The organism is Nostoc sp. PA-18-2419, assembly GCF_005869855.1.
GTDB lineage: Bacteria > Cyanobacteriota > Cyanobacteriia > Cyanobacteriales > Nostocaceae > Nostoc.
Genome location: NZ_SZNH01000061.1, coordinates 1 through 20,739 on the forward strand (window position 1 = coordinate 1; position 20,739 = coordinate 20,739).

Sequence of the window (20,739 nt, forward strand, 5' to 3'; positions counted from 1 at the left end):
CTGAAGGGGTGACAAAGGGGCTGAAACAAAGCAAATAAAAGAGCGTGACCGTTTTGCTGAAGGGGTGACAAAGGGGCTGAAACAAAGCAAATAAAAGAGCGTGACCGTTTTGAGGTAAAAAAAGATAGGTCAGGTATTCTCAACAAGACCTATCAAATGATAATGTTACCTAAATTCTACCAAACTTGCTTTGAAAATGTACTGACACCTACGCAGTACAAGATGCTAGAAATCTTGCTGATGCTATTGCAATTTCATAAAACTGTGACAATTGAGAAGCTAGCAACAGTATTTCCGCAACCCATAAGATTTGAAAGTCGGCGAAGGAGTATTCAAAGATTTTTACTACTACCCCAGTTGTCAATTCCATATTTATGGTTTCCTCTCATCAAACGATGGGTAAAAAATAGCCTCAAAACAGGAGAAAAAAGACTGATATTCGCTATTGATAGAACACAGTGGCGTTCACAAAATGTATTTGTAATTAGTTTAATTGAACAAAAAAGAGCAATACCTGTTAATTGGCTATTGTTATCCAAAAGAGGATGTAGTAATTTAGGCGAGCAGAAAAAATTAATACGACCATTGCTGCAGTTATTCAAGGGATATCAAATTCTCGTGCTGGGAGATAGAGAGTTTCATAGTATAAAACTGGCGAATTGGTTACAGACCAAGGAAATTGGCTTTGTATTGCGTCAAAAACAAAGCACTTATATTCGACAAGAAAAACAGCCATACCAACGCTTACAATCTTTAGAATTAAATCCTGGTATCTCATTGTTTCTGCCAGAAATTCAAGCTACCAAACAGAAAGGTTTTGCCAAATTTAATTTGGTTGGATATTACAAGCGCAAATACCGTGGTAAGCTTGAGCCTTCTGGGTGGTTTTTGTTAACGAACCTTGATAGTCTTCCAGATGCCGTTAAAGCATTTAAGTTGCGGAGTGGCATCGAAGCTATGTTTAAAGATTGTAAAACAGGTGGTTATAATTTGGAATCAACCTACGCAACTGGACAACGATTAATTGCACTAATTTTATTGATTGCAATCGCCTACACAATTGCAGTTTTAGCTGGTCGCAAATCCCGAAAAATGGGGCTACAACAATATATTGGTCGCATTCAAGAATTAAAGCGTTATACACGCCGACATAGTACTTTTTGGATTGGATTATATGGGTGTTTATGGGTAGGTGCTATGGAGTTTTGGTCAGATTTGGCGATCGCACTTGTGCATCTCAAGCCTAGTAAACTTCCCTATTTTCAACGGGGTCTACGTGCTATGACCCTTATTCAATCAGCCTTCTAGCCTCCTTGTCACCCCGTCAGCCAGATAAAGCGATTATCTTTGGTATTGACCTGACTTAGGTCAACAAATTCTGGCTCACTAGGTTTAGGCTTCTGCTGCACAGAAGATTTAGGAGATTTAGCAGCAATAGAAATTTTAAGTTCGTTATCGGGTAGTGCGCCTAAATCGGGGATTTGAGTCATCCACTCGCTGGGTCTTTTCAGCTTTGGTGCTTTTAAAATATAAAGCACCCGTCGTGCTTGTTTGCTAATTTCAAAATGCGGGTGGCGCTTGAGCCTTTCGCAAAGAGCGATCGCATCATCAGTACGTCCAGCTGCTTCATAAGCAGTCACCAAACAAATATCTACTTCACCCCCAAGACGAGAATTGTGAACTAACAGGGCGCTTGCCTTTTCTAAATTTTCTACGGCTTGGCGGTACTGCCCATTTTCAAAGGCAATCTTCCCAGTCTGGTAACGGGTTTTAGCAATTTCTATACTTTCTGCACTCACGTTCTGCACACAAATTACCACTGTTTTTATTTTGCCAAGTCCAGCAATCTTTTTAAAATCTTTTCATAGGTAGACAACCTGAAAGTAGATAAACTTCTAAAATTTTAATTAAGTAGCTGTAGCTATTTTGTCGTTAAAAATTCCGGTATCAAATATCAAGTTATCAAAATATGATGAAAATCAAGCATTTACAATTGTATTGGCTAGGAGCTGGTATATCTTTAGCAGCGATGAGCGCTACGATCGCTCCAGCATCCGCCCAAATCATCATAATTGATGGTGGTTCTGGATTTAGGCAATCGCCTGCTGTTGGTTCCTTCATTTATGGTAGTCCGATTCCCACACCCATGCCTGTAGATCCGGCAACAGGATTAATGCCACAACGCACTGATTACTACAATAATTATTCTTATCCTGGGGTCAGACAGAGGGTAAGAAATTCAACTTTGATTAATCCAACTTTGATTAATCCGGCAATTGGCGACTCAACACTAGTTAATCCGGTGATTATAAACAATTCATGGCGTCGTACACCATTTAGTGGCGGGCGATCACGGGTTATTATTACCTATCCCCGGTAGAGTGGGAAGTAGCTTGATGAGGAAGATGTAGTTCGACTTCGCGGTAGTTGAGCGTAGTCGAAACTCACCAATCGGGAGGTGGAGAGGTGTGAAGAGAACAATTTGCAACTCTTCACCACAGCTTTTGGAGTCTTTGGCGAAGCTCCTAACTCATCACTCACGACTCTTAAGAAACACTATGCCTAAAGCTGATCAAATCAAGCTTTTGATTTATTAAGTGTTTCTTTGATTCGTAACCAGAGGTTTAATATTTTTGACTTTTGACTTTTGACTTCCGCCTTGGGGAGAGCTCCTATTAAGTAAACTGCGAACCAAGAATCATCGTTCCAATCCCAACATCAGTAAAAATTTCTAATAATAGAGCGTGGGGAATGCGACCATCAATGATGTGTGCTGCCCGTACTCCTTGAGCAAGCGATCGTACGCAACAATTGACTTTAGGAATCATACCACCGCTGACTATACCAGCAGCAATCAACTCACGAGCTTCCCGAATATCTACTTTTGGAACCAAGGTAGATGGGTCTTTATAATCTTTTAAGATACCTCTGGTATCGGTTAATAAAATTAACTTTTCTGCTCCTAATGCTGCGGCGATTTCTCCAGCTATAGTATCAGCATTAATGTTGTAGGCTTGTCCTGTCTCATCTGCCGCGACACTGGAGACTACGGGAATATAGCCGTTACTAGCCAAGGTTTCTAAAATTTTGATATCTACATTGCTGACTTCCCCTACAAAACCGATACCTTCTTGACCTTGGGGACGAGCTGTGATCAGATTACCATCTTTGCCACAAAGTCCTACGGCCAACCCTCCAGCTTGGTTAATCAGCGCCACAATTTCTTTATTGACTCGACCGACTAAAACCATTTCCACTACATCCATTGTGGGGGCATCGGTAACTCGCAGACCATTTCTAAATTGCGGTTCTATTCCCAATTTATCTAGCCAACTGTTGATTTCTGGACCACCACCGTGGACTAGAATTGGCCGCAAGCCAACGCAAGATAAGAATACAATGTCACGGATGACTTGGTCTTTAAGTGTGCTATCTTTCATCGCCGCGCCACCGTATTTAACAACAACAGTACGACCGGCGAATTGTTGAATGTAAGGAAGTGCTTCGCTTAGTACTTGCACACGAGTGGCTTCAGCTTGCCTAATGTACTCAGTATCATTAACCGTCATGAGGAGCCGCCATTGAAAATTAAAACCTATTTCAGTCAGTGTAGAAGACTTTGGAACCTGTAACAATAAGGCAAGGAGTATGAATTCCCACAAAGAAACAATACCGTTGCAAATTTACGAGGGTTCAATGCCTGTAGAAACGGGATGAATACGACCATTAATACTAAGCTTGGCAAAAATCTTGGTTAATAAAATAGGCTCTATTATAGTTGCACTAGACGTTAGGGCTAATATAGCAGGAGGCAGGATAGTGCAGCTAAGCCGTGTCCACGTACTCTTACAGAGAAGCAAGCTAGCAAGAGCGTCTCGTAGAGAGCGTCGGATGAAGGCAGTTCTTGCTGGAGGTAAAACTATTACTGCTCCTATACATTGACGCTTGTCATTATGTCCTAACTTATATGACTACGGCTATACGTGGAATTGGTGCGTCAAAGTCTTCTCGATTCATTCATACAAGAGCGCGATCGCCCATGATAAAGATTGTCGCAGACAGATGAGTGATGCAGAAATTATTAAAACGGCTATGTATGCTGCAACATCCCCGAAATTGGTCTAAGGATATAAGCATGTACTTTCGTATGTTTTTTCAAAACTTAAAAATCTTCATCATCAACAAAAAATTCTGCATCATCTTCTAATCGAGAATTACCCTGTCCAGAACCAGCAAGATCCCAGAGGGGTTGCAGCAATGCCACGCTAATTAGCCCGATAACCCCACAAAAAGCTAAAACTAAACCCACTGGTATTTGTATTGATTTAAATGTTAAGAAATTTAACGATACTGGTGTGGCATTTTGAACTGAAATAATCGCGATCGCGATTACCCAAATAGCTATAACTACGGTTGTCAATAAAGGAGCTAAAGTTCTCATATTTCGATTTAAGTCAGGAGTAAGGAGTTAAGAATTGACATATCGATTGAAGTTATAAATTAAGAGTTAAGAATTGCTAATTTACAATTCTTAACTCAAAACTCATAATTCTTAACTTTGATTCTTAACTCTGACTGAATTAAACTGCTACTGCTTCTAGCTTAGCAATGGCATTCTCTAACTCTTGAGAGATTTGGGTCAATTTTTCGGGAGAGTTGGTTTCTAGGTAAACGCGCACCAAGGGTTCTGTACCGGAAGGGCGTAGTAAGACCCAGCTACCTTCTTCTAAATAGAGTTTAATCCCGTCTTTACGTCCGACTTCCTTGACTTTTATTCCTGCTACCTCTGTGGGTGGATTTTTGGTAAAGGAGTCGATGACAGCGGTTTTGTGAGACTCGGTGAGGTGCAAGTCAAGACGGGTATTGTAAAGTGGGCCATCGGCTTCGGCGATCGCTTCTGCTACTAACTGACTTAGGGGTTTGCCTTCATAAGCAATGGCTTCTGCCACTAGCATATCGGCTAAAACACCATCTTTTTCAGGAATATGGCCAATTACACTTAATCCGCCTGATTCTTCCCCACCAATCAGTACGGTGGTCTCCCGCATTTTTTCACCGATATATTTAAAGCCTACTGGTGTCTCATAAATTTGCAGCCCATATTTAGCCGCAAAATTGTCTAGCAGATGGGTTGTAGCGACAGTACGGACAATCGCGCCGCTTTTACCTTTATTTTTGATTAAATGTCGTGCTAAAACTAACAGCACAGTATTCGGAGTGAGGACAGTTCCTTGTTCATCCACAATACCAAAGCGATCGCTATCTCCATCTGTCGCCAAACCCAAATCTGCGCGATCTCCGACTACTGCTTCTACTAACCCAACTAATTGTTCTCCTTTGGGTTCAGGCATCCCACCGCCAAATAATACATCCCTCCAAGTATGGAAACTTTCTAACTGAGCGCCACTATGTTGCAAAACTTCATCTAAATAACCACGAGATGTAGAATAAAGAGCATCGTATTTTACTTTTAAATTCGCGCTTTTAATTCGTTCTACATCGAGCAGCGTATAGATAAATTGCAGGTAATCTGGCTTTGGATCGAAAGTAGAAATTAAATCAGATCGGTTGCTATTAGGCAGATGATCCGATGCACTTTCTATATTTGCCACAATAGTATCAGTAATCTCTGGAGTGGCAGGTCCAGCATAATCGGGGATATATTTAATTCCACAGTATGGTGCTGGATTATGGCTAGCAGTAAACATCAACGCCCCAGCAGAATTTAAGTGACGGGCGTTGTAGGCAATTACTGGTGTAGGACAATCCCGATCGGTAATTTTTACTGTCCAACCTAAGTCTGCCAAGACTTGGGCCGCTGTTTGGGCAAACTGGTCAGCTAAAAACCGAGTATCGTAGGCAATAAGTACTGGTCTATCTTTTGTGTAGGCTGTTTCGAGGTAACTGGCGATCGCTCTTGTTACTTTCCGCACATTGGGGAAAGTAAAGTCATCGGCAATAATGCCTCGCCATCCATCGGTACCAAATTTTATCTTGCTGGAATTGCTACTAGCGCTCATTTTTGCCACTTGCTCCGGTACATCATCAGTACTATTAAAAGCTTCCCGCAAAGCGTGTGTAGCAGCAAGTATCCTCGGAAGTTATCTTCAGCGGATACTGTCAAAGATAGTTCTTACCACCGTACTTTTTCTCACTGTTTCTGAGCAATGTCAACCCCTGATCGACCTTTTGCCAGTTATCACCTTTGGTCTTTAGTTGCCCCAGCGTCAGGGCAAGAACGCTGGCATTGCCAGATGAGACGCGGGTTTATCAAAGCACGGCAACACGAACCACAAGTCAAAGCGCTATTAGCAAAAGCCACTGCACCGCAGCGGATTGGGATACTTGCCCAAAAAGGCGTTTATGAGTTTCATAATCACAGACATCTTTTGCTGCAATCAGATGGTGTAGAAAAAGTTGCCCAGCTACTAAAATTAAGCAACTCAAGCGATCAAGTCCGACAAAGGGTGCTACAAATTTTAAAAAAATATCATGATGCTCCCTTGCTTTTGAATAAAAATATTATCCAATTAACTCCTGGCGACGAAGGTTTTCCCAAACCGATTGTGATTGAACAAAATGATTATTGCTTTCGCTTATATGCAGCTATGGATTGTGTTTTCATTGAAAGCGATCGCACTTTACACATTTTAGATTTCAAAACTGGTAAATCGGCTTTTGACCAACGACAGGCTTTAGTTTATTTACTCGCTGCTCGTTATCTTTACCCCGGACGACAAGCTGTCGCTTCATTTTATAATTTAGAAATTTGTAAAAAATCGGAATTAATTAGCATTAATAATAGCGAATTAAAATCTTTAAAATTTGAATTAGCAAGCATTGCCCATAAACATCAGTACGATTTACAACAATATCAAGAAGAAACTAGTAATTTTAGTAAAATTTTTCCTCCGAATCCTGGCTCTCACTGCCGCTTTTGCCCATTTAATTCTATTTGTGAATTTGCCGATTTCAAGCAACCTCAATCGTATCCATTGCCCAGTTTAAGAGCTAATAGCTAATATTTTAAGCCATTGCCAAGAGGCAGGGAGCAGAGGAAAAATTGCAGCACTTTCCCGTATGCCCTCCTGCTTTTCTGCTTCCCTTGCGCCCCTCATTCAGACAACCGCCAAATTTTAATAGTATTATCGTCACTACCGCTGACAAGAGTCTTGCTATCAGGACTGAAGGCGACAGATGTTACAGTATTGGTGTGCGCTACCAATGTGAGAATCTCTTCTCCTGTGGCGATATTCCAAAGTTTAATGGTGTGATCGCGGCTACCACTAGCAAGAATTTGACCATCGGCACTAAAGGCTACGGCTGTGACTGTGTTGGTATGTCCGACTAGGGTGCGAATTTCTTTTCCGGTGGCGATATTCCAGAGTTTAATAGTGCGATCGCGGCTAGCAGTGGCTAAAGTTTTACCATCCGGGCTAATAGCGACATTTGTTACTGTTTGAGAATTTCCCTCTAAGGTGCGGATTGAATATCCTTTTGTCAGATTCCAAATTTTGATGGTTTTGTCAAAACTGCCACTAATTAGAATCACGCTATCCCGGCTGATAGCCACTGAACGCACCCAGAATGTATGCCCTATTAATGTTTTAATTTGCTCTCCAGTTACTAAATCCCAGATTTTGATGGTGTTGTCATCACTACCACTAACTAGGGTCTGGCTATCAGCAGCGATCGCTAAGGCATGAACTGAGTCAGAATGACCACTCAGAGTGCGAATTTGCCGTCCTGTTGCCAGATTCCAAACTTTGATGGTGCTGTCATCACTACCACTCACCAGAGTTTTGCCATCTGGACTAATAACCACGATATTCACCTGCCCTGAATAAGTGTTGAGTGAAGAGATTTGTTTTCCAGTTGCTAAATTCCAAAGTTTAATTTTGCGGTCGTCGCCACTACTGGCGATAGTTTTACCATCAGGACTGATGGCGACAGATAAAACTGAGTTTTGGTGTCCTTGGAGGCTGTTAGCTAAGAAAACCTTGCCCAAGGTAATTTTTGGCGCTTCATCAACAAGCGGGTTATTTTTGCTCGGACTATGCCCAATTAGCCTAGAAGACAAACTAGTTTGAATCCGGCGAAAATTTTTATACCAAGATTCGCTAAATCCAAACAGCATAATCAAAGCGCTTACTAAAATTAAAATTCTTACTAAGCCATAACTTTTTGATAAATCTGAAGCTTTAGTGACTGGAATTGTAGCAGTTGACTTCCCGGCTGGTGGCAGTGCGAGTGGTTGTTTTTGCACCAAGTCTCTAAGAACTTCATCAGCTGACTGATACCGTTGTTGGATGTCTTTTTTTAAAAGTTTGTCTATTACCAAGTCCAATTCAGCATTTAATGGACTGCGTAAATATTGCCGCCAATTACTCACCCAGGCATACCCAGATTCCATCCACAATTGAAATGGGGAAGTTCCTGTTAGTAGGTGAAAGCAGGTAGCCCCTAAACCGAACAAGTCACTCGCTTTTAAAGCTTTACCATCTCGAATTTGTTCTAGAGGGGAATAACCATGTGAACCAATAGATGTGCCAGATTTATTTTGAACTCTGGCTGTAAATTGCTTTGAAGAACCAAAATCAATCAAGCTTAATCGCCCATCACTTTTATGCCGGATGATATTTTCTGGCTTGATATCTCGATGAATCACATTGCGATCGTGGATAAACTTGACTACAGGCAGTAAATCCAGCAAAATAGCTTGAATTTCCCTAGCACTATAGGTCTTCTTGCGCTGTTGCAACTCTTTTAATAAATTCTCTCCATTAATAAACTGCTGCACTAAATACAAACAGCCATCTTGCTCAAAATAAGCCAACAAAGTCGGAATTTGGGGATGTTCCCCGAGTTCTTGTAGTCGCTGCGCTTCTTGAGCAAACAACTCCATCGCCTTTTTTTGCGACCAAGTTCCTTGGAATTTTGGAGCTAATTGCTTGATGACACAGCGTTCATTGAGTTTATCTATGTCTTCTGATAGATAAGTTCTGCCAAATCCCCCCTCATCTGAAAGGACTCGGATAACACGGAAGCGATTTCTCAAAAGCGACACCAGTGGGATGCCACAACTTTGGCAAAACTTCTTTCCATTGGGATTCAGGGGATTTGGGCAATCGGGATTTAAGCAGCAGATCATGATCTGACAGGCGCGACTGCATGACAACTTAAGCTAAGTTTGCCCCGTATTTACCCTTAAAAGAATTGACTCTCGCTTACTTGTGGTAGAAAAACCCTGTTTTCGGGATTCGGGAATTACTTAATCTAGGTAGCGTTTGTAAATAGCAAGCTGTGACGCATTTAAATAGTATATTTACTCATGAACTTGTCATTTGTCCTTTTTGACAAAGTTGAGGCAGGCCTTCCCGAACGCGAGTGCGTCTTTGTCAACAGAAGGGTAGCAAGTGGTGTCTGCTCTGAAGAAACCTCCGCTCATACTTGGCGCTTTGTCATTTGCTATTTGTGAATAACCAATGTCCAATGCCCCATGAACCATGCTCAATGACAATCTTCATCAAAAGATATACTATTTTTCAGCACTTTAGCTTAATCAGTCTTCCTCATTCGTGGAAAACTACGAGAGCCATAGAATTAATTATTCTTTCGATTATATAATAATCTGAATAATAATTTTTTTAGAAGTATTCACTTTAGTACTTTTTCTTGTATATTTGCAATCAATCGATTACTAAGTATTAAACAATAATCTAGATTAATTAATCATCACTGATTCTCAAACATAGTCAAAATTCTTACTAAATTTCTTTTTGATATTTTCTGTTTTCGATAATGAATTATTCATTTGATACTTGCTTGACTTAATTGTACAACCTTAAAGACTGACAAATAAAAAATATCCGTCTGTTCAGACTTAAAAGGAGCCAGTGCGTTGCCCAGAGTTGTCTGAGCAGAAGCTTCCTCCGATCAGAACTTCTCGTATCGGAGATGCTACCCGAACGTAGGGTTGCCCCTGTTGAACAACTGGCTCTCAAGAGTCATCAGTCATCAATCACCAACCTCAAACAAGATAATTTATTTCTTGAAGTTGCCTTATTTATTTTAGTCTTGCTTTCCATCTGCGAATTGTAGTAGCAGTTCTGACTACAGGTGGTAAATACACATCAGAATTTTCTTGTTGTGTAATTTGGGAATGGTTAACTTGGTGATATGTAATTTCGGATTCTGGAATTTCGTAATGTTTAATACTTTTCTTTTGTAATTTTTGGTTAGTTAGGCAGTTTGCCAAGCTAGGCGAATAATTTTCTTTAGCTAAAGCTTTTATTACTTCATCCGCAGTTTGAAAACGCTTGTGTAAAGAAAATTTCACCATTTTTTCTAAAACCTGGGCAAAATTATCACTGATATTTACCTCTTTTTGCCAACAAATCTCGCCACTACTTGGGTCTTGGTCGAATTCTAAAGGACTTTTGCCAGTTAACATATAAATACAAGTTACACCGAGTGCATAAATATCACTTGCATAAACTGGACGTAAAGAAAACTGTTCTGGTGGTGCAAATCCCATAGTCCCAACAAAACTGGTACTTCTAGATAAATTAATTGAGTTTTCATAAGTATCAATTAATTGTTCTTTAATTGCACCAAAATCAATTAGTACTACCCGTCCATCATCTTCACACCGTAATAAATTTTGGGGTTTAATATCTCGATGAATTACATGATGTTGATGAAGATACCGTAATACTGGCAATAATTCCTGTAAAAACTGTTTAACTGAAGCTTCACTTTTTGTCCCAGTTTGTCGTACTTCACGTGCCAGAGTAGAACCTTTTACGTATTCTTGAACTAAGTAAAACTCCTGATTCACTTGAAAGTAGTCTAGTAACATGGGAATTTGAGGATGACTACCGAGTAGAGCCAAGGTTTTTGCTTCTTTTTCAAAGCGCATACATGCTTTTTGCCAACTTTGGTGACTAGTCACTTTTGGTAATAGCTGTTTAACGACACACACGGTATTCCCTGGCAACTGGGTATTTTTAGCTAAAAATGTGATCCCAAAACCACCTCTACCCAAAACTTGAAGTATTTTATAGCGATCGCGGAGTAGTTGCTTGCAACCAGACCCTTGGCTTAGCTTTATATGTTGTGAAGTGCTATCGTCAGAATCCGTAATTTTTTGAGAAAAGCGATTCATTTTTGGAGAATATCTGTTCTAAAGTGTCTTTAATTCTACGATGAATCTTCTCTGGCAACAGTAACATTACTGAAACTTTGTCAAATGATTACTACTCGCTAAGTAAAAATTCAAAAAGTACAATCCAAACAGTTATATAGCAGTACGCTTGAGTGATATTTGGTGTTGAAAGTTCTTACAACCCCTTTTGAAAATGCTCTAGTTGAATTCACTAATAGTCACTTTTATATTGGCTAGCTTTGCTTTAGATTTTTATGATGAAGGATCATCTGTGAAAGCTGATTTAAGCATGTCCATCTGCGGTAATTTTATTTGGAACGTCGAGCCTTTATTTTCATGACTCATCACCTGAATATGACCGCCGTGAGCTTGGACAATTTGTTGAGCGATCGCCAATCCTAACCCAAATCCGCCGCTTTCTCTAGCTCGTTCTGTGTCAACTCGGTAAAAGCGATCAAAAATGTAAGGTAAATCTACCTCTGGAATTCCAATCCCGGTATCGATGACCTGAATCACTGCCCGATCTGAGTGAGGTTCTAAGCGTAACCAGACAGTTCCACCTGAGGGAGTGTATTTGCAAGCGTTGTCGATCAAGTTTTCAACAGCTTGCCGCAGCAAATCTGGGTCAGCCCATAAATTAAAAGGTGGTTCTGGTAAATGGCTGATCAACTGGATCGATGCTTTTGCAGCAATAGTAGTATAGTCAACGGCTAGATCCTCCAGTAAACTATTAAGATTTACTTTTTTGAGCGATTGTGGAGTTAATTGTCCTTGATGGCGAGCTAACAGTAGTAGGTTATTTACCAAGGTACTCATCGACTTGGCACTATCAATAATGTTCTTTAGTGTGGGATGAAGCTGAGGACGGTCTGTTGCCATTAGTAGCCCGACTTGGGCATTGGTCAAAATCGCCGAAAGGGGCGATCGCAATTCATGAGAAGCATCTGAAGTAAAGCGTTGCAGCTGGTTATAGGCTGACTGAACAGGCTGCATAGCTATGCCACCAAGCACCCAACCTGTAAGTCCAATAAACCCCAGTGCTACAGGTACAGCTAAGGTCAACATTAACTGAAATTGTCTGAGATCGTTTTGAGTCTCTGTCAGCGGAATAGCAACTTGAAGATAGCCGATGACTGAATTTCCTCCTCCAACAGGTAGCGTGACTTGACGAAGCCAAAGCTCCTCACCTGTTAACTGGTCAATAGATTTAATAGTGAGAAATCCAAATGCTGTTTTTAACTGTTCTGGAGGTGGAGTACCAAAAAACCGCTTGAGTTTGCCATTCGGTTCATACCAGCGAACGTAGATCAGTTCAATATCAGCAGGGTGAGAACCACTACCCAATAGCGGTATATTGCTCAAATCGACTTGTTTTTGTCCTTGATACAGCCGATACTGCGAACTGGCTGCCATTAGCTCTGCTCTTTTATAAAGCAGTTGATCTAATGCTTTGAGCTTGTCTTTTACCTCAAGATTATAAATGACTCCAGCAAATAGAATGAGAATGCACCCCATTGAAAGGGTAAACCAACGAGCTAAGTTACGACGACTGCGGTTAAACACAACTGATGCTAATTCGTAATTCGTAATTCGTAATTCGTAATTCGTAATTATCAATTACAACTTTTTCAACTGATTGAACTGCACTACCCTTATTGTGGTCTCAGGTGTTATCAAATTTTAAGATGATTCTGGAGGGTTGAGACGATAGCCCATACCGTAAACGGTTTCAATCAAATCCCCTGCTGCTAATGTTTGCAAACGTTGGCGAAGTTTACGAACTAGAACGGTGATTGCATTGCTTTCTGGCTCACTACCCCACTCCCATACGGCTTGCTCAATTTGGTTGCGACTAAGTACTTGCCTGGGATGACGCATGAAATACTCTAGTAATTGAAATTCTTGGCTGGAAAGGGAGACAAGCGCTCCTTGTCGCTCCAAAGTCAGTTTGTCGAGATGAAGTTGCAGGTCTGCCAAGCAGAGAGTATCTCCTTGCCAGAGAGGCGATCGCCTTCTCAATGCCCGCACCCGTGCCATGAATTCCACGATATCAATTGGTTTGACTAGGTAGTCATCTGCTCCGGCATCTAATCCTATGACTTTATCAGGTGTGGTATCTTTTGCCGTAATAATTAATATGGGAGCTGTTTTTCCTGCCGCCCGATACTGTTGACACAAACTCACTCCACTAATTCGAGGTAACATCCAATCCAAAATCAGCAGGTCATATTCTTTTTGGGCTAAAAGCCATTGAGCTGTTTCACCATCCTTGACACCATCAACGTTGTGTCCGGCCTGGGAGAGAACCGTTTGCAGCGGCATTAATTGCTTTGGATCGTCCTCTGCTAGTAAGATTTTCATCACCTTTGTTAGCTTCAGCTTATTTACAATAATGCATTAAAGCAATTTCAACGTCTTTCATCAGTCAGAATCAATGTGTGATGAAGTATAACGTGGAAAAATCACAGGCAGGTGCAATGTGTGGCGGATCAGTAAACGTTGGCTGCAAGGGCTGGGATTAGAATTTTGGTTGCCTTTACCACTAGTAGCGATTGTATTTTGGTTTGGCTGTAGTTTTTTAGCTGCTGGGGAGTTCAGTCAATCCTACTCTACAGAGAAAAAACTTCAGTCAGATACTCAACTAGAAGCACGGTTATCAGTCAATGTGTTGCTGATTAATGCTGCGGTCAACCGAACTAAAAGAATTACTCAGGTAGAAGTGGAAACAGCAGACCCCATCCTGAAGCGATTGGAATTAGAACTGCCAACGATAGAGTTTAACCAAATAGAAGCGACAATTGCCCAAGAACTAGGTCTACCCCGTGAGGATGTTAGAAAGTTAGTGCGCTATGAGATTGTGGAATAACATCGATCCGAAATCTTAAGAGTCTCCAATCCCCAGTTCCCAATCCCCAGTTCCTAGTTCAATGCGTTCTGCCTTGGTTTTCAATGTTTGGTTCATGGCTTCAAATCCTTGGCGAACGTCAATATTTAATCGACGAGCCAGCAGAGGTACTAGTAAGCCCTGGAAAGATTCTTGCTGAATGAAGCGGACGCGATCGCTTGCTAACGGCTCAATAATAAAGCTATGTTCGCCGATCAATAGTCCTGGGATTAAAAAATGCCCAGACCAGCACAATTTCCGATTGGGTTCTACTGTAATCACAGTAGCCCGAAAGGTCATAATATGTGTACCTGGAGGCTGAAAATAAACGGTTAGCTGTGTCCCTTCACTCAGCGAACCACTAATTTGACGAATAAACAAATTCCAACGTGGAAAACTAGCAAAATCAGTGAGTAGGTTCCAGACCTGCTCATCAGATGCCTGAATTTCAATTTCAGTGTAGATTTTCATGTGTGCAAGTTGATAGGAAAACCAGAATTAAAGCGGCTATTCCTGCTAACTAGAACCCGATATTTTGTTGTCATATTCAATCAGCACAGTCCATCTAAGGGAATTACTGACCTTGAACAACCAGAACAGAACATCGAGCGTGATGAACAACGTGATTGCTCACACTTCCGGCGAAAAGTTCGGCAAACCCTTTAAGTCCTCTACGACCAAGTACAATCAAATCTGCTCCCCAACTTTGAGCTAAATCACAGATGTTAGTCCCAGGATCTCCTGTTTGATAACTGAATTCTGCGAGAATGCCTTGTTTTTTCGCTTTTTGATAATAGACCTCAAGTAAGCTTTGTGCCTGTTGTGTTTGCATTTCTAGTTCTATTAAATTCACAGTCACCTGGCTAGAAGATGCTAATTCAATGCTATGACCAATCATCAACTCAGCAGCGTCCGTTTGGGCTAACTCTAGTGCTTTGGCAAACACTTTTGCAGTAGCAGGTGAATCATTAACCGCGACCAAAATCTTCTTAAAGCTCATATACAACTCCAATCATCAATTATTTCGTTCACATACATAGAACTCCTATTTGAGTTGTGAAAATATCAGTGATGGCTGTTGAGTGTTAACATTTGACACTCAACAGCTAAGGAGCAAGCTTTCAAAATCATTTAGGACTGCTATATATTGTCTTTCAGCTTGAGAGATAAATGTGATTCAAAAGTGAAATCTGAGTAGATAAAGGAACTATTCACTTTTCGTTCACATTTATCGGCAATCCTAGAATAGAAGCACATAAACGAAAATAATCCAAATAAGGCGTAAAACGAATACTTAGTCTAATACGGTTCATGCTCATACTACAAAACTATAATTTTCTCCTATTTCGAGATTAATAAAGCTTCATTTTCAACTTACTTATTTTTATGGGAGATGTTGTTATGAATTTCAGTCCAGTTAAAAATGCAGTAGGCATTATTTCTACCCGTCAAGCTGCTACACAGGTGCTTGATGAACTCAAAGCGATTGACTTTCCGACAGAGAAAATTTCTGTGTTTACTTTAGACTCTGAATGCGAAAAGTTGTACAAGGATACTAATGCAGATAAACATCCCATGACTCCGATCGAAGGTGCCAAAGCTGGTGCAATTACAGGAGGAACAGCTGGAGGATTCCTGGCACTCACAGCCGGACTTGGTGTATTAGTTATTCCCGGTTTTGGTCCGGCGTTAGCAGTTGAATCTGTTGTGGGTACACTGCTAGCAGGTGGAGCAAGTGCAATGTTCGGCAGTGTTTACGGTGCTTTTCAAGGTTGGTTTGCTCCCGAAAGGCAAGCTACATTCCCTAAGCTAACCACTCAAGAAGAATTTGTAGTGAAGGTAGAAGGAACAGTAGATGAAATCCAGCAAGCAGAATCCATTCTCCGTTATTGGGGTGTGCGAGAGTGGCATGTTTATGAACCTAGCAAAAGACTCTCATAATAACACCAATTAAAAAAAGCTACAGATTTAAACAGATAAATCTACATTAATGTTGCTGATTGAAAGTATGAATTAGTCTCATACATAACCAAAATAATTGTTATTTTGCTATATCCAAAAATATCAATTCATACTCAGATTCAGGAACACTTCATATTAAACCTGATGAATCTTAATTACGAATTACGTAGCTTGCTTCTCGGCTTTGGCAAGCATTACGAATTACGAATTACGAATTAGTTTAACGGTTCTTTCAATTTGGAGATAAAGATGACAGCAGACACGATCGCTACAAATACTTTTAGCCAAACAACAAACGATTTACTCAACTATGAATGGCATACTCTAGCAGAACAACAAGTTATGCAAACCTTAGCCAGCCATTCTGAAGCAGGCTTGAGCCATGAAGAAGCTGCCACCCGCCACGAACAGATGGGTGCAAATGAGCTGACTAGTAAAGGTGGAAAAAGTCCTTGGCTACGATTTTTAGAACAATTTAATCAACCACTACTATATATATTGTTGACGGCAGGAGTAGTGACGCTGCTGTTGCGGGATTGGATAGATGCAGGAGTAATTTTTGCTGTCACCCTGATTAATGTCATTATTGGTTATATTCAAGAATCGAAAGCAGAAGGTGCGATCGCTGCTTTATCCAAAGCTGTCACTACTGAAGCAACTGTGATTCGCGATGGTCAAAAAACTCGTCTGGCTTCAACTGAGCTTGTTCCGGGCGATTTAGTACTGCTAGCATCTGGGAATAAAGTACCTGCGGATCTGCGATTATTAACTGTGCGTGGGTTACAAGTTGACGAGTCTGCTTTAACAGGAGAATCCGTTCCGGTTGAGAAAGCAACTCCATCGCTGACTGTGGAGACACCATTAGCCGAACGCAGCAATATGGCGTATGCAGGAAGTTTTGTCACCTTTGGACAAGCAGAAGGAATTGTAGTAGCGATCGCCGATGCTACCGAAACAGGTCGGATCTCGCAGTTAATTGAAAGCAGCACGGGCTTGAAAACACCACTAACGCGAAATATCGACAAATTTAGCAAAACCCTACTCTATGTCATCTTAGGTTTGGCTGCCCTAACATTTGCAGTTGGATTAGGACAAGGCGAATCTTGGATTAATGTTTTCAAAGCGAGTGTGGCTCTCGTCGTCAGCGCGATTCCAGAAGGATTGCCTGCAATTGTCACTGTCACGTTGGCGATCGGGGTTTCGCGGATGGCACGACGTAACGCGATTATTCGCAAGTTACCTGCCGTCGAAACATTGGGAAGTACCACTGTTATTTGTTCTGACAAAACTGGCACGTTAACCGAAAATCAGATGACGGTTCAAAATATTTATGCAGGTGGGCAACACTATACCGTCAGCGGTATTGGTTATGCCCCAGACGGTGAAATCTTGATGAATCAGCAGCCCGTTGATTTCAATGCAGATGGACATATTGCTGCTTGGGAATCCTTGGAAGCAGGATTGCTGTGCAATGATTCTCACATCGAATGKCGAGATCGACGGTGGAACTTAGTCGGAACCCCAACCGAGGGAGCATTGATTGCGGCTGCTAATAAAGCAGGATTGACACAGGAAAATCTCGAGCAAGAATTACCCAGAATAGATACTATTCCGTTTGAGTCTCAATTCCAGTACATGGCGACTTTGCATGAATTAGATGCTAAGCGAAGGCTAAATGTGATTTATCTCAAAGGTTCTGTGGAGGCAATTCTCCAACGATGCGATTACATGCTTGACGCTCAAGGACAACAGGCAGCGCTCAATCCTAGAGCAGTGGAACAGGAAGTTGCTCATATGGCAAACCAAGGTTTACGAGTGCTAGCTTTTGCCAGTAAAGAAGTTGCTGCTAAAGGCTCCTTGGAACGCCACGATCTCGACCAAGGACTAGTATTTTTAGGACTTCAGGGCATAATCGACCCACCTCGTGAAGAAGCGATCGCCGCAGTCAACGCCTGTCAATCTGCTGGAATTCAGGTGAAGATGATTACTGGGGATCATGCGCTAACGGCAGCTGCGATCGCCCGCCAAATGGGAATTTGCTCGACTGAAGCACAAGTCTTCACCGGACAGCAATTAACTCGCATGGATGAAAAAAAATTCGCCCAAGCGGCTGAACAAGGCATGGTGTTTGCGCGAGTTGCCCCAGAACAAAAGTTGCGTTTAGTCAAGGCGTTGCAACTCAAGGGTGAAATTGTTGCCATGACTGGAGATGGCGTCAATGATGCTCCGGCTCTCAAGCAAGCAGACATTGGTGTAGCGATGGGTATAGCTGGGGCAGAGGTTGCTAAAGAATCTGCGGATATGCTTTTAACTGATGATAACTTCGCTTCAATTGAAGCAGCTGTGGAGGAAGGGCGGGGAGTTTACCGCAACTTGCGAAAAGCGATCGCTTTCTTGCTACCGATCAACGTTGGAGAATCAATGACAATTTTAATTGCCATTCTCCTGGCAACCGCGCTTCCCATTTTACCAATCCAAATTCTCTGGTTGAACATGGTCAGTTCAGTAGGATTGATTGCTCCTTTAGCCTTTGAACCCAAATCCGGACAGGTAATGCAGCAACCACCACGTAACCCCAGAGAAAAGCTTTTATCAGGTAGTTTGCTCCAGCGCATCTTAGCGATTTCCATCTTCAATTGGATAGTAATTTTTGGCGTGTTTCAATGGATACTTCAAACTACAAGCAATGCAGCCTTAGCTCGCACGATGGCGATTAATGGATTAGTGGCAGCAGAAGTCTTTTACCTGTTAAGCATTACCCAGTTTTTACCATCTTTAGTTACCAGAATCCAGGGTAAACACACACCCGTAGCTTATGCACCAGCGATCGGAATTGTGGCTGTAGTGACTTTACAATGTCTGTTCAGTCAGTGGAGCGTCATGAATCAGTTATTTGACACTACACCTTTGACAATTACCCAAGCTCTGATTTGTATAGCTGTAGGTTTGCCAATGGTATTTATAGCTCTGATCTTGCAGCGTTTCGATCCGCTTAACTAGAAATAGTGCTAAGCAAATTACTAAGTAGGTCAACATTAAGCGTATTGAATTATATAGTCCTACCGAATCATGCCTCAACAACAAAATCCCCGACTTTTCCAACCAGCCGGGGATTCTGAGTCTTGGGATTTACACAAATCAAAAAAATTCTAAGGCACCTCAATCGGAATTAAAGCATTTTCTGGCAAATAGTTGGAAAAACGCCCTTCATCAGCAAGTACCAAAATCAAACGTAGCGGATAATCTGGAGGAACTTGCAAGTCTGCCCACGGCACTGCCAACTCCAAACAACTATTTAAAGCAACTTGAGCGCGACTAGTACGGGGATGCCATTGATAATTGTCTCCAGCTTCCTGAAATTGAATCGATTGCGTCAGCAAGTTAATTTCCAAAAGGTGGTGGAAAAGGTAATTGAGTGGTGCTGCATTTGGCACATTTGCTAAGGGAACTGGGCTATTAACCATTGTTTTCTCTGGATAAAACCAGAGCAAATTCAACTCTGCTGGCAAATCCTGCCCTGGTGCAGCGCCACTTTTAAAGTCCACCCGTAAATAAAAATTTAGGTGATCCACCCCATACCAAAGTCGCTGGATGACACTGCTATTGTGCATCGTTCCTCGCGCCCCGCCGATTTCTAGGCGTCCAGCTTTGTCCCAGTCTTGTTCATCACCCCTACCATCAATCACTGGATGAATAAACCCCTGTGGGCTATGGTTTCCCTGTGCTTGGTGAATTTCCACTGGTTGCTTAAGATAGGGCGGTGCAGGTTCATTTAATGCGTTGTAAATACCAAACAAGTGTTCTCGAAATAACCGATCAAAGATGGCATCCTGATTTGAGGAGTGTCCTGCACCAAACCACCAGAACCAGTCAGAACCCTCTGCGGCATACAATGCTTCCCATGCTTCTGGGTTGTTTTCTTCTGTCGCTTCGGAATGACTTGCCAACATAACTCTTGCTTGTGTCAAGTAATCCCAAGCACGATTTTTGGCAGGATCGCCGATCCAAGTGGTGAAACTGCCATCTACCCAAGAACCACTATGTAGTTGCCCTCCAGGAATGGTGGCTGTAGCTGGAAATTCTTCCAAAAATTCGGAAACGGTGACGAGTTTGAGACGGGGTTCATCACTCAAACTTTGATACAAAGCTTCTAGGAAGGGTTTACCGTCTTGGGGATAAAATTCCCAGCAATTCTCTCCATCCAAAGCGATGGTAACTAGCCAGGGTTGTTGAGTTTGGCTGTCTCTTTGCATTTTCGCGATCGCTTGCAAATGTCCCACTAAGTCGGCTGCTGCCTGTTTTGCTGGCATCGCACTGTAGGTAAAGCCAATCAAATCTGATAATCTGTGGTCGCGAAACACAATTGACAAATCACCTGCTGGGGTTTGCAGGCGATAAGGTTGGTACAAAAGTTCTGGTTGCTCTACATTCCCTGCCCCGTCCCGATGAAAAAAGTGTTTTAGCGTCCATCCTAAAACTGCTTCGTCTGAGCATATCCACTTAAATCCCTGGTGAATAATATCAGGAAGGATTTGGGGGCTTACTGACTGTTCCGAAGGCCATAAACCACGAGGTATCTGTCCAAAGCGGTCTTTATACAAGTCCCAAGCTTTCTTCAAGTGACGCGGGATATCTTCTGCCCACTGGAATCGCTGCTTAGGTAGTGTCATTTTTGGCACAGCTACCCTACCAGAGTTGGTATCGGCTAGCAAAGGTAAAATCGGGT

Annotated in this window: 18 protein-coding genes; 7 read left to right on the plus strand and 11 right to left on the minus strand. The window is 41.8% G+C overall.

Annotation, left to right across the window (positions count from 1 at the left end; translation table 11 throughout):
- Positions 1-222 precede the first annotated feature (222 nt).
- Complete coding sequence (locus FCR06_RS30375) at positions 223-1,308, plus strand: IS4 family transposase (protein ID WP_223280362.1); 1,086 nt, start codon at positions 223-225, stop codon at positions 1,306-1,308.
- An 8-nt stretch (positions 1,309-1,316) separates the two neighbouring features.
- Here FCR06_RS30375 and FCR06_RS30380 read toward each other — a convergent pair whose 3' ends face one another.
- Positions 1,317-1,799 carry a tetratricopeptide repeat protein gene (locus tag FCR06_RS30380; protein WP_138506444.1) on the minus strand — a complete coding sequence of 161 codons (483 nt, stop codon included), beginning with the start codon at positions 1,797-1,799 and terminating at the stop codon, positions 1,317-1,319.
- 170 nt (positions 1,800-1,969) lie between these two features.
- On the opposite strand from FCR06_RS30380, the gene FCR06_RS30385 reads away from it, so the two are divergent.
- Complete coding sequence (locus tag FCR06_RS30385; protein ID WP_138506446.1) at positions 1,970-2,380, plus strand: hypothetical protein; 411 nt, start codon at positions 1,970-1,972, stop codon at positions 2,378-2,380.
- A gap of 295 nt (positions 2,381-2,675) precedes the next feature.
- Here FCR06_RS30385 and argB read toward each other — a convergent pair whose 3' ends face one another.
- Positions 2,676-3,569, minus strand: a complete 894-nt coding sequence (gene argB, locus FCR06_RS30390; protein WP_138506448.1) for an acetylglutamate kinase — start codon at positions 3,567-3,569, stop codon at positions 2,676-2,678.
- Positions 3,570-3,819: 250 nt separating this feature from the next.
- On the opposite strand from argB, the gene FCR06_RS34465 reads away from it, so the two are divergent.
- Positions 3,820-3,942 carry a hypothetical protein gene (locus FCR06_RS34465; RefSeq protein ID WP_262984725.1) on the plus strand — a complete coding sequence of 41 codons (123 nt, stop codon included), beginning with the start codon at positions 3,820-3,822 and terminating at the stop codon, positions 3,940-3,942.
- Positions 3,943-4,162: 220 nt separating this feature from the next.
- On the opposite strand, the gene FCR06_RS30395 is transcribed toward FCR06_RS34465, so the two are convergent.
- Positions 4,163-4,441, minus strand: a complete 279-nt coding sequence (locus tag FCR06_RS30395; RefSeq protein WP_138506450.1) for a LapA family protein — start codon at positions 4,439-4,441, stop codon at positions 4,163-4,165.
- Positions 4,442-4,580: 139 nt separating this feature from the next.
- A complete protein-coding gene (locus tag FCR06_RS30400) occupies positions 4,581-6,020 on the minus strand; it encodes a phosphoglucomutase/phosphomannomutase family protein (RefSeq protein WP_138506452.1) in 1,440 nt (479 codons plus the stop codon).
- A 147-nt stretch (positions 6,021-6,167) separates the two neighbouring features.
- Here FCR06_RS30400 and FCR06_RS30405 point away from each other — a divergent pair, with 147 nt between their 5' ends.
- Positions 6,168-7,022 carry a PD-(D/E)XK nuclease family protein gene (locus FCR06_RS30405; RefSeq protein WP_138506454.1) on the plus strand — a complete coding sequence of 285 codons (855 nt, stop codon included), beginning with the start codon at positions 6,168-6,170 and terminating at the stop codon, positions 7,020-7,022.
- A 92-nt stretch (positions 7,023-7,114) separates the two neighbouring features.
- Here FCR06_RS30405 and FCR06_RS30410 read toward each other — a convergent pair whose 3' ends face one another.
- The 4 genes from FCR06_RS30410 to FCR06_RS30425 all read right to left on the minus strand — a co-directional run bounded on the left by FCR06_RS30410 (position 7,115) and on the right by FCR06_RS30425 (position 13,528).
- The gene (locus tag FCR06_RS30410; protein WP_138506456.1) at positions 7,115-9,151 is read right to left on the minus strand and encodes a serine/threonine-protein kinase; all 2,037 of its coding nucleotides are present in this window, start codon (positions 9,149-9,151) and stop codon (positions 7,115-7,117) included.
- Positions 9,152-10,066: 915 nt separating this feature from the next.
- Positions 10,067-11,167: a serine/threonine-protein kinase gene (locus FCR06_RS30415; RefSeq protein WP_138506458.1), complete on the minus strand. Its 1,101-nt coding sequence runs from the start codon at positions 11,165-11,167 to the stop codon at positions 10,067-10,069.
- Between the two features lie 252 nt (positions 11,168-11,419).
- Positions 11,420-12,730, minus strand: coding sequence for a sensor histidine kinase (locus FCR06_RS30420; protein WP_138506474.1), 1,311 nt, complete (start codon positions 12,728-12,730; stop codon positions 11,420-11,422).
- A 117-nt stretch (positions 12,731-12,847) separates the two neighbouring features.
- Positions 12,848-13,528: a response regulator transcription factor gene (locus FCR06_RS30425; protein ID WP_138506460.1), complete on the minus strand. Its 681-nt coding sequence runs from the start codon at positions 13,526-13,528 to the stop codon at positions 12,848-12,850.
- 118 nt (positions 13,529-13,646) lie between these two features.
- On the opposite strand from FCR06_RS30425, the gene FCR06_RS30430 reads away from it, so the two are divergent.
- Positions 13,647-14,033, plus strand: a complete 387-nt coding sequence (locus tag FCR06_RS30430) for a hypothetical protein (protein WP_138506462.1) — start codon at positions 13,647-13,649, stop codon at positions 14,031-14,033.
- A gap of 15 nt (positions 14,034-14,048) precedes the next feature.
- On the opposite strand, the gene FCR06_RS30435 is transcribed toward FCR06_RS30430, so the two are convergent.
- Together FCR06_RS30435 and FCR06_RS30440 are read right to left on the minus strand one after the other, a co-directional pair.
- On the minus strand, positions 14,049-14,522 hold the full coding sequence (locus FCR06_RS30435) for an SRPBCC domain-containing protein (RefSeq protein WP_138506464.1): 474 nt from the start codon (positions 14,520-14,522) through the stop codon (positions 14,049-14,051).
- A gap of 103 nt (positions 14,523-14,625) precedes the next feature.
- Positions 14,626-15,051 (minus strand): universal stress protein, encoded by a 426-nt coding sequence (locus FCR06_RS30440; RefSeq protein ID WP_138506466.1) that lies wholly within the window; start codon positions 15,049-15,051, stop codon positions 14,626-14,628.
- Positions 15,052-15,452: 401 nt separating this feature from the next.
- Between FCR06_RS30440 and FCR06_RS30445 the strand changes: the two genes are divergently transcribed.
- On the plus strand, positions 15,453-15,992 hold the full coding sequence (locus tag FCR06_RS30445) for a hypothetical protein (protein ID WP_138506468.1): 540 nt from the start codon (positions 15,453-15,455) through the stop codon (positions 15,990-15,992).
- A 270-nt stretch (positions 15,993-16,262) separates the two neighbouring features.
- Positions 16,263-19,013 carry a cation-translocating P-type ATPase gene (locus FCR06_RS30450; protein ID WP_138506470.1) on the plus strand — a complete coding sequence of 917 codons (2,751 nt, stop codon included), beginning with the start codon at positions 16,263-16,265 and terminating at the stop codon, positions 19,011-19,013.
- Positions 19,014-19,162: 149 nt separating this feature from the next.
- On the opposite strand, the gene FCR06_RS30455 is transcribed toward FCR06_RS30450, so the two are convergent.
- Positions 19,163-20,739 (minus strand): glycoside hydrolase (locus FCR06_RS30455; RefSeq protein ID WP_138506472.1); only part of this gene is annotated, 1,577 nt, incomplete at its 5' end.

Bases quoted from the DNA above. Each gene is read 5' to 3' on its own strand.
- FCR06_RS30375 (WP_223280362.1), top strand. From the start codon at position 223: ATGCTAGAAATCTTGCTGATGCTATTGCAATTTCATAAAACTGTGACA.
- FCR06_RS30385 (WP_138506446.1), top strand. From the start codon at position 1,970: ATGATGAAAATCAAGCATTTACAATTGTATTGGCTAGGAGCTGGTATA.
- argB (WP_138506448.1), bottom strand. From the start codon at position 3,569: ATGACGGTTAATGATACTGAGTACATTAGGCAAGCTGAAGCCACTCGT.
- FCR06_RS30395 (WP_138506450.1), bottom strand. From the start codon at position 4,441: ATGAGAACTTTAGCTCCTTTATTGACAACCGTAGTTATAGCTATTTGG.
- FCR06_RS30400 (WP_138506452.1), bottom strand. From the start codon at position 6,020: ATGAGCGCTAGTAGCAATTCCAGCAAGATAAAATTTGGTACCGATGGA.
- FCR06_RS30405 (WP_138506454.1), top strand. From the start codon at position 6,168: ATGTCAACCCCTGATCGACCTTTTGCCAGTTATCACCTTTGGTCTTTA.
- FCR06_RS30410 (WP_138506456.1), bottom strand. From the start codon at position 9,151: ATGATCTGCTGCTTAAATCCCGATTGCCCAAATCCCCTGAATCCCAAT.
- FCR06_RS30415 (WP_138506458.1), bottom strand. From the start codon at position 11,167: ATGAATCGCTTTTCTCAAAAAATTACGGATTCTGACGATAGCACTTCA.
- FCR06_RS30425 (WP_138506460.1), bottom strand. From the start codon at position 13,528: ATGAAAATCTTACTAGCAGAGGACGATCCAAAGCAATTAATGCCGCTG.
- FCR06_RS30435 (WP_138506464.1), bottom strand. From the start codon at position 14,522: ATGAAAATCTACACTGAAATTGAAATTCAGGCATCTGATGAGCAGGTC.
- FCR06_RS30440 (WP_138506466.1), bottom strand. From the start codon at position 15,051: ATGAGCTTTAAGAAGATTTTGGTCGCGGTTAATGATTCACCTGCTACT.
- FCR06_RS30445 (WP_138506468.1), top strand. From the start codon at position 15,453: ATGAATTTCAGTCCAGTTAAAAATGCAGTAGGCATTATTTCTACCCGT.